The sequence below is a fragment of the Luteimonas sp. BLCC-B24 genome, assembly GCF_028550595.1.
In the GTDB taxonomy this organism is placed as follows: domain Bacteria; phylum Pseudomonadota; class Gammaproteobacteria; order Xanthomonadales; family Xanthomonadaceae; genus Luteimonas.
In genome coordinates, this window is sequence record NZ_JAQQGN010000005.1 from 188982 (window position 1) to 200671 (window position 11690).

The 11690-nt window shown below is 71.0% G+C and carries 11 protein-coding genes; 6 read left to right on the plus strand and 5 right to left on the minus strand.

Features of this window, described 5'->3' with window-relative positions; translation table 11 throughout:
* Positions 1 to 9: 9 nt before the first annotated feature.
* The 4 genes from PQS31_RS11900 (at position 10) to PQS31_RS11915 (ending at position 3933) form a co-directional block, all read left to right on the plus strand.
* Entirely contained in the window at positions 10 to 186 is a 177-nt protein-coding gene (locus PQS31_RS11900) for a DUF2934 domain-containing protein (RefSeq protein WP_272762947.1), read from the plus strand.
* Entirely contained in the window at positions 186 to 2321 is a 2136-nt protein-coding gene (gene glgX / locus PQS31_RS11905) for a glycogen debranching protein GlgX (protein ID WP_272762948.1), read from the plus strand. The genes PQS31_RS11900 and glgX overlap by 1 nt, the downstream gene beginning before the upstream one ends.
* Positions 2322 to 2396: 75 nt before the next feature.
* Entirely contained in the window at positions 2397 to 3194 is a 798-nt protein-coding gene (locus PQS31_RS11910) for an OBAP family protein (protein WP_272762949.1), read from the plus strand.
* Positions 3195 to 3303: 109 nt separating this feature from the next.
* A complete protein-coding gene (locus PQS31_RS11915) occupies positions 3304 to 3933 on the plus strand; it encodes a hypothetical protein (protein ID WP_272762950.1) in 630 nt (209 codons plus the stop codon).
* Between the two features lie 46 nt (positions 3934 to 3979).
* Here PQS31_RS11915 and PQS31_RS11920 read toward each other — a convergent pair whose 3' ends face one another.
* Positions 3980 to 4855: a LytTR family DNA-binding domain-containing protein gene (locus tag PQS31_RS11920; RefSeq protein WP_272762951.1), complete on the minus strand. Its 876-nt coding sequence runs from the start codon at positions 4853 to 4855 to the stop codon at positions 3980 to 3982.
* Between the two features lie 152 nt (positions 4856 to 5007).
* On the opposite strand from PQS31_RS11920, the gene PQS31_RS11925 reads away from it, so the two are divergent.
* On the plus strand, positions 5008 to 6228 hold the full coding sequence (locus PQS31_RS11925) for an acyltransferase family protein (RefSeq protein ID WP_272762952.1): 1221 nt from the start codon (positions 5008 to 5010) through the stop codon (positions 6226 to 6228).
* An 80-nt stretch (positions 6229 to 6308) separates the two neighbouring features.
* Here PQS31_RS11925 and PQS31_RS11930 read toward each other — a convergent pair whose 3' ends face one another.
* The 4 genes from PQS31_RS11930 to PQS31_RS11945 all read right to left on the minus strand — a co-directional run bounded on the left by PQS31_RS11930 (position 6309) and on the right by PQS31_RS11945 (position 10558).
* The gene (locus PQS31_RS11930) at positions 6309 to 6818 is read right to left on the minus strand and encodes a ferritin-like domain-containing protein (RefSeq protein ID WP_272762953.1); all 510 of its coding nucleotides are present in this window, start codon (positions 6816 to 6818) and stop codon (positions 6309 to 6311) included.
* A 376-nt stretch (positions 6819 to 7194) separates the two neighbouring features.
* Positions 7195 to 7557, minus strand: a complete 363-nt coding sequence (locus PQS31_RS11935; RefSeq protein WP_272762954.1) for a hypothetical protein — start codon at positions 7555 to 7557, stop codon at positions 7195 to 7197.
* Between the two features lie 56 nt (positions 7558 to 7613).
* The gene (mnmG, locus tag PQS31_RS11940; RefSeq protein WP_272762955.1) at positions 7614 to 9503 is read right to left on the minus strand and encodes a tRNA uridine-5-carboxymethylaminomethyl(34) synthesis enzyme MnmG; all 1890 of its coding nucleotides are present in this window, start codon (positions 9501 to 9503) and stop codon (positions 7614 to 7616) included.
* 371 nt (positions 9504 to 9874) lie between these two features.
* Complete coding sequence (locus PQS31_RS11945; RefSeq protein ID WP_272762956.1) at positions 9875 to 10558, minus strand: hypothetical protein; 684 nt, start codon at positions 10556 to 10558, stop codon at positions 9875 to 9877.
* Between the two features lie 145 nt (positions 10559 to 10703).
* On the opposite strand from PQS31_RS11945, the gene PQS31_RS11950 reads away from it, so the two are divergent.
* The gene (locus tag PQS31_RS11950; protein WP_272762957.1) at positions 10704 to 11672 is read left to right on the plus strand and encodes a pyridoxal-phosphate dependent enzyme; all 969 of its coding nucleotides are present in this window, start codon (positions 10704 to 10706) and stop codon (positions 11670 to 11672) included.
* The last annotated feature ends 18 nt before the right edge of the window (positions 11673 to 11690 follow it).

Genomic DNA, 11690 nt, shown 5'->3' on the forward strand with positions numbered 1-11690 from the left:
GGTGAACGAATGGACGAGCAACAACGCAACGCCCGGATCCGGGAACTGGCCCGCGAGATCTGGGACGCCGAAGGGCGCCCCGACGGACAGGCCACGCGGCACTGGGCGATGGCCGAACGCCTGGTCGACGCCGAGCAGCGCGCGGCGCATGAAGACCACGGCTTCAGCACCGGGAGCGGCCGCTGATGGCCGCCCGCTCCACCACCGCGGAGCGGCTGCGGCAGCGCTCGCGCGTTCGCGAAGGCCGGCCGTTTCCGCTCGGCGCGACCTGGGACGGCCTGGGGGTCAACTTCGCGCTCTATTCGGCCAATGCCACGCGCGTGGACCTGTGCCTGTTCGATGCCCGCGGCCGCGAGATCGAACGCATCACCCTGCCCGAACACACCGACGAGATCTGGCACGGCTACCTGCCCGACGTGCGCCCCGGCCAGCTCTACGGCTACCGCGTGCACGGGCCCTACGCGCCCGACGCGGGCCACCGCTTCAATCCGAACAAGCTGCTGCTCGACCCGTATGCCAAGCAGATCGTCGGCGAGCTCAAATGGGCGCCGCACCTGTTCGGTTACACGATCGGCCACCGCGACGGTGACCTGAGTTTCGACCGCCGCGACAGCGCGGCCTACATGCCGAAGGCCGCGGTCGTCGACCCGGCGCACACCTGGGGCGATGACCGGCGCCTGCACACGCCCTGGGACAGGACGGTGATCTACGAGGCGCACGTGCGCGGGCTCACCATGCGTCACCCGCAGGTGTCGGAAGGCGCGCGGGGCACGTTCTCGGCGATGAAGAACGATGCGGTGATCGCGCATCTGAAGGACATCGGCGTCACCGCGATCGAGCTGCTGCCCATCCACGCCTTCGTCGACGACCAGCACCTGCTCGAGCGCGGACTGCGCAACTACTGGGGCTACAACTCGATCGGCTTCTTCGCCCCGCACCCGCGGTACCTGGCCAGCGGCAACATCGCCGAGTTCAAGCAGATGGTGGCCCACCTGCACCAGGCCGGCATCGAAGTGCTGCTGGACGTGGTCTACAACCACACTGCCGAGGGCAACGAGCTCGGCCCGACGCTGTCGTTCAAGGGCATCGACAACGCGAGTTACTACCGGCTCGCCGACGATCGCCGCTACTACATTAACGACACCGGCACGGGGAACACCTTCGACCTCACCAATGCCGGTGCGCTGCGCATGGTCAACGACTCGCTGCGCTACTGGGCGTCGCAGATGCACGTCGACGGCTTCCGCTTCGACCTGGCGACGATCCTCGGCCGCGAGCCGCATGGCTTCGACCGCAGCAGCGGCTTTCTCGACGCCGTGGGCCAGGATCCACTGCTGGCGCAGACCAAGCTCATCGCCGAGCCCTGGGACATCGGCCCGGGCGGTTACCAGGTGGGCAATTTTCCGCCGGGCTGGTCGGAGTGGAACGACAAGTACCGCGACACCCTGCGCGCGTACTGGCGCGGCGACGCGGGCCAGCTGCCGGAGTTCGCGCGGCGCTTCACCGGCTCGGCCGATCTGTTCGACCATCGCGGCCGGCGCCCCCGCGCGTCGGTGAACTTCGTCACGGCGCACGACGGCTTCAACCTGCACGACCTGGTCAGCTACGCCGACAAGCACAACCTGGCCAACGGCGAGGACAACCGCGACGGCCACGACCACAGCCTCTCGGCGAACTACGGCGCCGAGGGCGAGACCGACGATGCCGCGATCAATGCGTTGCGCGACCGGCAGAAGCGCAACTTCCTCGCGACCCTGCTGCTGTCGCAGGGCACGCCGATGCTGCTGTCGGGCGACGAGTTCGGCCACACCCAGCAGGGCAACAACAACGCCTACTGCCAGGACAACGAGATCGCGTGGCTGGACTGGGAGCGCGCAGCGAGCGAGGCCGGCGAGGCGCTCACGCGCTTCACCGCACGCCTGGCGCGGTTGCGGCGCGACCATCCGCTGCTGCGGCGCACGCGCTGGTTCGACGGCCGGTTCGACGACGCGCTCGGCCTGCGCGACATCAGCTGGCTCGCACCCGACGGCGCCGAGCTGTCGCCGGCGCAATGGGAAGATCCCCAGGCGCGCGCCCTGATGGTCCGGCTCGACGGACGTGCGCCCGATACCGGGCTGCGCACGCCGGCGTCCAATACGACGCTGGTGATCCTGTTCAACGCCAGCTCCGGGCCCGTGTCCTTCACGCTGCCGGACGACGCGAACGTGCGCTGGCGGGTGCTCGCGGACACGGCCGCGCCCGACAGCGAAGCCGTCTTCGAAGGCGGACACACGCTCGAGCGGTGCGATCGCAGTCTGTTGTTGCTCGGTGTGGCGTACTGAATGCGGGTGGACTTCGCAGTGGCGTGATCCACCGCTGGCCACGCTGGCGCGCCATCCCCACGGCAGGCGTCTTCCATGCATCGATCGACGCGCGGATCCGCACTCGGCATCGTGCTCGGCCTCGCCGCCTGCACGGGCGGGACGGCGGACCCGCCGGTGCAGCCACCGGGCGCGGCGGAGACGCCACGCACGCGCGTGCTGGAAGCCGGTGCGCGCGTGCTGCAGGCCGACGGTCCGGCCGGGCGGATGGACATCTACGTCGTCGGCTTCCATCCCATGAAGGACGCGCCGGACCGGCAGATGGAGGCCCACCACTACTGCCGCCAGGTCAACGAGGATTTCGCCCAGTGCACGCTGTTCGACGGCAATGCCGCCGACGCCAATCTGACCGGGATCGAATACATCGTCTCCGAGCGCGTGTTCGACGCCCTGCCCGCCGACGAGCGTGCGTACTGGCACCCGCACAACGGCGAGATCCTGTCCGGACAGCTCGTCGCGCCGGGGTTGCCCGACGCGGCCGAACACGCGCTGATGCGCAGCAAGATCAACAGCTACGGCAAGACCTGGCACACCTGGCATACCCGCCACGGCGTGCAGCCGGGCGATGCGATGCCGCTGGGTCCGGCCGTGCTGGCGTGGTCCTTCAGCCGGGACGGCGAACTCGATCCCGCCCTGGTCACCGCGCGCGATGCACGCCTCGGCATCGACACCGCGCGCATCCGGCAGGACCGCCAGTCGCTGCGTGACGCCGCCCGGCCGCAATCGGGCGTCGACGCCCTGCGCGCGCACGTTCCCGAGGCGACGCCGATTCCCGGCGTGCTCGATGCGGCCGCGCCAGAGGCCGGGCGCTCCGCCGAGCGACTGCGCGAGTGAAGCACCGCGCGTGTGCTGCAGGGTCGCGGCGGTGAATGCCGACCGCGTCCACCGTTCCGCCACGGCCGGCCTGGCAGCCTCGGCGATCCCGCCGCTCCGGAGTTCGACCATGTCCACACCGCCGCCTGCCGATGCGCCGATCCGACCGGAGCCGGGCGACGTCGGCGCGTCCCGGACACGACACGCGCACGCCACCGCGTCGGGCCATGCAGGCCCTGGCGAGCCGGGCGCGGTCTCCGAGACCGCGTGGATCGACCTGTATCGCATCGAGGCCACGACCGGTCGCTCCGGACCGGGCCATCCGCATACGATCGACGACCTGGCCGAACACGGCGTGCTCCGTTTCTGCACGTCGCCGGCGCTGGCCCTGCTGCACCACCTCGTGACGGCGGAGGGCGGAGCGTCGCGGGTGTGTCTGGTCAGCGCGCGCGTCGATCTGGTGCAGCTGGACACGCTCGCGAACACACCGCCCGGCGGGCATCCGCGTCGCTCGGTGGAGGCGCGGACGCCACGGGACGACGACGCGCCCGCGTCCCGGCCCGGCCGTCTGGTGCAGAGCACCCTGTCACCGGCCGATCGCGAAGTCCTCTGGGATGCGGGCCACCCGAGTGCGGGTGCGCTGAGCATCGTCGCGCGCACGGTGTTCGATCTCGACCCGCGGTTGTCGGCCCTGCGGCCCGGTGCGGCGGGCGCCGACACGCCGGAGGACGACGCACGCGGGCGCGCCACGTTCCGATGACTTCGACCCGGCGGACCCGCGCCCGCGGGTGTCGGGACGGGACGCGCTAGGCCGCCGTCGCCGAGCGCACGGCGTCGCGGTACCGCCGGCTGCAAGGCACGACGGTGCCGTCCTGCAGGTGCAGGCGGGCATCGCCGCTGTCGAGCGGCTCGATCGAGGCGAGCTGACCCAGATTCACCAGATGACTGCGGTGCACGCGCACGAAGCGCGCGGGATCGAGCCGTGATTCGAGTTCGGCCAGCGTACTGCGCAGCGGATAGACCTTGCCGCGTACGTGCAGATTGGCGTAATTGCCGGCGGCCTTGACCCATTCGATATCGTCGGCGGCGACCAGAAACTCGCGCCCGAGCTTGCGCACGAGAAACCGCGACGGCCGCTCGACCGGCTCGACCGGCGCACTGTCGTCGTCCGGTGCGGCCAGCAGCGACGCCTCGCCCTGCAGCCGGCGCACCAGCAGGCGATAGACGTGCAGCACCACGACGATGCCTAGAAACGTGCGCGCGTCCTTCAGGTATTCGTAGAGAAACGCATCGCCGAAGACGTAGGTCTCGCCGTGCCAGGCGTAGACCAGCGTGCGCATGGCGATCATCAGCCCGACATGCAACATCGACCAGACCACGCTGGCGAGCGCGTAGAGCGGCAGGCGCCGCCACCAGGTGTCCAGATGCACCGGCCAGCGCCCGGTGAACCAGACCACCGCCGGCACCAGCGCCAGCAGCGCGATCGCACTGCCGCCTTCCCAGCTCGCCACTTCCCAGGCCGCGTAGCCCAGGCCCAGCCGCTGCACGTCCATCCAGACCGTGAGGGTATTGCCCACACCGGACAGGAGGCAGGTGACGAGCCAACAGCCGACCTCGACCGGCCGGCGGATGGCGAGATAACGCTCGGCGCCGGTACGCGGCGCGGGGGAACATCGGGACATGCGCGCATTCTAGGCAGCGGGCCCGCTGCGTCCGATCCCGTTCGTCCCCGAGGTCGCGCGATTCGTCCCCGGAACCGCGCCGTGAAGCCCGGGACGGCGGGTGACCCCGTGTTCGATGCGCATCCTGGCGTCCCCCGCACCGCCCGCCGCCCATGGACCGCCGCCACGACCTCGACACCCTGCGCGTGATCGCCTTCGCGCTGCTGATCCTCTACCACGCGGGCATGGTCTACGTCGTCGACTGGGGCTTCCACATCAAGAGCCCGACGCTGCTGGCCTGGGTGGAATGGCCGATGGTGCTGGTGAACCGCTGGCGCATGGCGCTGCTGTTCCTGCTGTCGGGCATCACCCTGGGCCTGGTGCTGGCCCGGCGCTCGCCGGGACGGCCGGCCGGCCTGCGCAGCTGGCGCCTGCTGGTGCCGCTGGCGTTCGGCATCGTCGCCGTCGTGCCGGTGCAGGCCTGGTGCGAGGCGCGGATGCTGGGCACCTACGAGGCCGGCTTCGGCCCGTTCCTGCTGCGCTACCTGCAGTTCCGCCCGTGGCCGGCCGGCACGTTCACCGGCGCCGACTACGGCTTCACCTGGAACCACCTGTGGTACCTGGCCTACCTGTGGGTCTACACGATGCTCGTCCTGCTGGCGCTGCCGGTCCTGCGCGCGATGGGCGGTCCGCATCTGGCCGAGTGGCTGACCACGCGTGGACGCTGGCTGCTGTGGACGCTGCCGGTGCTGTGGTGGCTGTTCGCGCTGCTGGTCCTCGCCCCGCGGTATCCGTCGACGCACGCCCTCGTCGACGACTGGTCCAACCATGCGAAGTACGCTCCGGTCTTCGCATTCGGCGTGCTCGTCGCCCATCGTGCCGCCGTCTGGGCCGCCTTGGACACGTACCGCTGGGCATTCGCCGGCTTCGCCGTGCTCGGCGCGACGGTCTATATGGCGCTGCGCGTGATCGGTCGTCTGCTCGATACCGGCGCCATGTCGGCGGCGGGCCTGGAGGCCTGGATGCCGTTGGCGGGCTGGAGGCTGGTCTCGGCCTGTGCGCACGCGCTGTACGCGTGGACGGCATTGCTCGCGCTCCTGGCCTGGAGCGCGCGGCTGCTGCACCGTCCCTGGCCGGGCCTGCGCTATGCGAGCGAAGCGGTGTACCCCTGGTACATCCTGCACCAGAGCCTGATCGTGCTCGCTGCCTACTGGCTGATTCCGCTGGGGCTGGGACCGCTATGGGAGCCGCTGCTGGTGCTCGCGATCACAATCGCCGGCTGCCTGCTGCTCCATGAGCTGTTGATCCGCCGCGTTCCCGGATTGCGGCCGTTGTTCGGACTGCCCGCGCGTCGTCCGCCGCGCCATACAGCGCGCACGCACCGGAGCGCCTGATCCGGCACGACGCCGGCGCGGCGGCGCGTCCACGGACGGACGCCCCTGCAACGGCAGGGGCGTCCATGCACGCCGCTGGATCAGCGCTTGGCGACGGCGTCGGGATCCGCGTCACGCGCGAGGAACTGGGTGGTGATCGAGGGCAGATGCTCGTACAGCCACTGCGCCATCTCCTTCTCCTGCTCGAGGATGCCGCGGCACACCCGGGCCGTCTCCGCATCGCCCGCCGCCTCGGCCGCGGCGATCAGCGTGGTGTACGTCGCGATCTCGAGCTGTTCGAACACATAGCCCGCCATCGCGCCCTTGACGACCTCGTCCGAGGCCATCGAACCGCCGACCGCCTGACCGAAGGCGGCCAGCCGGCCCATCACGTCCTTGACCGCGGACGGCTTCTCGCCCAGCCGCTCGAAGCACGATTCCAGCAGCTCGCGCTGGCCCTGGGTTTCCTGGATGTGCTGCGTGATGCGCGCTTCCAGTTCCGGATAGTGCTCGATGCGCGACGACTGGGCCTTGAGCATCTGCTCGGCCTGCTGCTCCATCGCATGCGCGTCGCGCAGCCAGTCGATGTAGTTCTTCATCACGTCGGTCATTGTGGTCCGCCTTCTACTTGGGTCGCCGGCAACATTGCCGAACGTCCCAGCCTAGGCAGCGCCGTGGGACCACGCGTGAACCACGGACGCCCGCATCGCCCGGAGACGGCAAGCGCTGCAGGGCGCATGGCGCCGGCCGTCGTGCAGCGTTCACGCTGCAGCAGCACGGGCCTCGACCTGCATGCCTCGACACGGCCGTCGACGCGGGGCGGCTGGGTGATCCCCGGCGTGCAGAGCGCGCGACGCGAACCGACGTCACGTGCGTCGTGGATGTCGTCGCAGGCACCGCGGGAGGACGCGGGCTGGACGGCACGCTCCAAGCGCACGCGTCACCGTCCGATGGCTTGCAGCCTATGCGGCGGGCCGAATGCGTCGCTCAGCCCGGAACACGGCGCCGGCGTGTGCGCAGCGCGGCAGCCAGCCACGACACCAGGGCGGCCGGCACCGACAGCACCGCCACATACAGCACACCTGCCGCCAGCAGCGGACCCGGCGCCGCGACGATCGCGACCACCGGAATCTGCGCGCTCATCACGATCACGCCCCAGGCCCAGGCACGCGCCGGCGCGAGTGCCCCGAGCAACGCACCGAGCGCGAGCGCGCCGGGCAGGACGAGCGTCCAGAAGCGCGGTGCGTCCCAGGGCTCGATACCGCCCGACGCCGCGGACACCATCGCCCAGTAGGCGAGCCCGCTCACGGTGGCGAGCGCCGCGCCCGTCGATCCACGCAGCGGGCGCATTCCACGCACTCCGGGTTGCTCGATGTCGGACACGGCAGGACGCGACCGATCGCGACTCAGGCCGCGCGCGTGCGCCGCGCGCGTTCCAGATGCACCAGCAGCAGCGAGATCGCGGCGGGCGTCATGCCGGGAATGCGCTGCGCCTGCCCGACCGTCAACGGCCGCACCTGGGCGAGCTTCTGTGCGAGTTCGGCCGACAGGCCGCGCACCTGCGCGTAATCGAAATCCTGCGCGATCGCGGTGGTTTCCTGGCGCTGCTGGCGCTCGATCTCCACGCGCTGGCGCTCAAGGTAACCCGAATACTTGGCCTCGATCTCGACCTGCTCGGCCACCTCGGGGTTGTCGACACCGGGACCGATGCCCGCGACCTGCATCAGCGACGCGTAGCCGAGTTCGGGGCGGCGCAGCAGATCGATGCCGTTGCTCTCGCGGCGCAGCTCGATGCCGAGCGCATCGACCGTGGCACGGCCGATCGCGTTCTGCGGCGAGGCCCACAGCCCGCGCAGGCGCTGGCTCTCCTGCTCGACCGCTTCGCGCTTGGCATCGAAGCGCTGCATGCGGGCATCGTCGACGAGGCCGAGTTCACGCCCGACCGCGGTCAGGCGCAGGTCCGCATTGTCCTCGCGCAGCTGCAGCCGGTATTCGGCGCGGCTGGTGAACATGCGGTAGGGCTCGTTCGTGCCGTGGGTGATCAGGTCGTCGACCAGCACGCCGATGTAGGCCTGGTCGCGGCGCGGGCTCCAGCCGTCGAGACCGCGCACCTGGCGCGCGGCATTGACGCCGGCGAGCAGACCCTGCGCGGCGGCTTCCTCGTAGCCGGTGGTGCCGTTGATCTGACCGGCGAAATACAGGCCGGCGACCGCACGCGTTTCCAGTGTCGCCTTCAGCCCGCGCGGGTCGAAGAAGTCGTACTCGATCGCATAGCCGGCGCGGGTGATGTGCGCATGCTCGAAGCCGACGATGCTGCGCACGAGTTCGAGCTGCACGTCGAACGGCAGCGAGGTCGAGATGCCGTTGGGATAGATCTCGGCGACATCGAGACCTTCGGGCTCGACGAAGATCTGGTGGCTGTCCTTGTCGGCGAAGCGCACCACCTTGTCCTCGATGGACGGGCAGTAACGCGGGCCGATGCCCTCGATCTGGCCCGAATACATCGGCGAGCGGTGCAGCGCGCCGCGAATGATCTCGTGGGTGCGTTCGGTGGTGCGGGTGATCCAGCACGGCACCTGACGCGGGTGATCGTCGCGTGTGCCCATGAACGAGAACACCGGCCGCGGGTCGTCGCCCGGCTGGAGGGTCATCGCGGCGTAGTCGAGCGTGCGCCCGTCGATTCGCGGCGGCGTGCCGGTCTTCAGACGATCGACGACGAAGGGACGCTCGCGCAGCTTTGCGGCCAGTGTGGCCGCAGGCGGATCGCCGGCGCGGCCGCCGGCCGACTGCGCCTCGCCGATGTGGATGCGCCCGGCGAGAAACGTGCCCGCGGTCAGCACCACCGCCGGCGCATCGAAACGCAGCCCGGTCTGGGTGATCGCGCCACGCACGACGTCACCTTCGATGACGAGATCATCGACTGCCGACTGGAAGATCGTCAGGTTCGGCTGCGCTTCGACGGCGCGCCGCACGAAGGCGCGATAGAGATTGCGGTCGGCCTGGCAGCGCGTCGCGCGCACGGCCGGCCCCTTGGAGGCATTGAGCCGGCGCCACTGGATGCCGGCGGCGTCCGCCGCACGCGCCATCACACCGCCCAGGGCGTCGATCTCGCGCACCAGGTGCCCCTTGCCGATCCCGCCGATCGCCGGGTTGCAGCTCATCACGCCGATGGTCTCGACGTTGTGGGTGAGCAGCAGCGTGCGCGCCCCGGCGCGTGCGGACGCGAGCGCGGCCTCGGTACCGGCGTGACCGCCGCCGACGACGATGACGTCGTAGCTGTGGAAGGACGTGGACATGGCGGGATTATCGCGGATCACGATCCGGACGGACCGTTCCGCCAGAGTTGGCATGGTTTCTGCGTACGTTCAGACTGCACCCGGGGCGGCAAGCGTCTGAAAGGGGGGCGCGGCTGGAGATTGGAACAGGGCCGGCCAAGCACAACCCGGGGAAGCGCGGGGCCGGATGTCGGGGGACATCCGGCCCCATTTTTTTCGGCTCGACGCAGGCCCACAGGCCTGTCGCGAAGAGCCGACACCCGGCGAAGGCGGAACAGGGGGGATCCGGTGATCCTCCGCCGGGCATCGACAAGCAGTGACCTTTTGGTCGGAAACCGACGTTATCGGTCAGGCGCGGCCAGCTTGGCGCGCCGGTCGGTGCAGCGCAAGCCCTATTCGGGCTGGGCTTCGCGACGTGTGACCGATTGCCTCATTTCGCGACGCGGTGTGGCAGGGCGGCCCTCGGGCCGCGGCGCGGGACGTGCGCCCGGCGTGGCCTCCGACGGACGCGGACGGAAGGTGCCTTCCGACCGGCTGGGTCGCTGACCGTCGGGACGTACGCTGCCTTCCGGGCGCGGCGGGCGGTTGCCCCAGCCGCCGCCGGGCCGTCCGGGCCGGTCGGCATCGGGCGGCCGTTGCGGCCGGTCGGGACGCGCCGTGCCGGGCCGGCCCTCCCACGACCCGCCGGGACGGCCGGGGCGACCGCTGTCGGGTCGATCCGGGCGGCCACCGCTCCAGTGCGGACGGTCCGGGCGCCCGTGCCCCTGTCCGGGCCGGTGCGGCGGCCGCTGCACCGGCCGGCCGGGCACGACCGGCTGCACGATGACGGTCGGCGGGCGGTAATACCCGTGGGGGTACCGGTTCCAGACGCCGTAGCCGTAGGGCGAGCCGTAACCGGCGCCGCCATACCAGCCGCCGTAGCGGCTGTAGCCGACGCTGCCGTACGGCGCGCCGTAACTGCGGTACACGGTGCCCGACGAGCCGTAGTAGTAATCGCCGCTGCCGCCGCGATAGCCGTAGCTGGCGCAGCCGGCCAGCGCGGCAGAGGCGAGCAGGATCAAGCCCTTGCGGATCATGACGGTACCCCTTCCGATCGGATCCCCAGCTTCGGCCCGGCGCATTGAATCGGCCCTTAAGCCGACCCGCGGGGCTGAACCGCACCTGCGGTCGCCTCGGCGTTCGATCCGTGAAAGCCGTGGAGGCCTCCGTTACGCTTGGCGCATGTCCGCCCCCGTTCTCCAGCCCGACGCCGTGCTCGCGGCGAGCGCCCGCATCGCCGGGCTGATCCAGGTGACGCCGGTGCTGCGGAGTCGCTCGACCGATGCACTGGCCGGATGTTCGCTGCACTTCAAGGCCGAACATCTGCAGCGCACGGGCGCGTTCAAGTTCCGCGGCGCGAGCAATGCCGTCGCCGCACTCGCCGACGCGCCCCGCGGCGTGGTCACCCACTCCTCGGGCAACCACGGCGCCGCCCTCGCGCTGGCCGCGCATCTGCGCAGGATTCCCTGTCATGTGGTCGTGCCGCAGGGCGCGGTGGCGACCAAGCTCGCCGCCATCGCCGCCTACGGGGCGGTGCTCCACCACTGCGCGGCCACGCTCGCAGCGCGCGAGGCCATGTGCGAGCAGGTCCGCGCGGCGACCGGCGCCAGCGTGGTGCATCCCTACACCCATCCCGACGTGATCGCCGGCCAGGGCACCGCGGCCCTGGAACTGCTGCAGGCCGCCGGGCCGCTGGACGATCTCGTGGTGCCCGTCGGCGGGGGCGGGCTGGCCGCCGGTACCGCACTAGCGCTGCAGGCGCACGCGCCGGCCACCCGCCTGGTGCTGGCCGAGCCGGCCGGCGCGGACGATGCGCTGCGCTCGCTGGCCTCCGGCGTGCGGGTCGAAGCGTTGACGCCCGACACCGTCTGCGACGGCCTGCGCGGTCTGCTGGGCGCCCCCAATTTCGACATCCTCAGCGCCTACCGCAGCGCGGACGGCGCGGCGGTCGAAGTGGTCGCGGTCGACGACGCCGCCACGGTCGCGGCGCAGCGCCTGTTCGCGGTGCGCGCCAAGCAGTTCGTGGAGCCGTCGTCGGCGATTGCGCTGGCGGCCGTGCTCGCCGAGCCGGCGCGCTTCGCCGGCCGCCGCGTCGGCATCGTGCTCAGCGGCGGCAACGTCGATCCGGACCACCTCCCGTGGTGCGCGTGACCCCCGGGGCACCCGCGC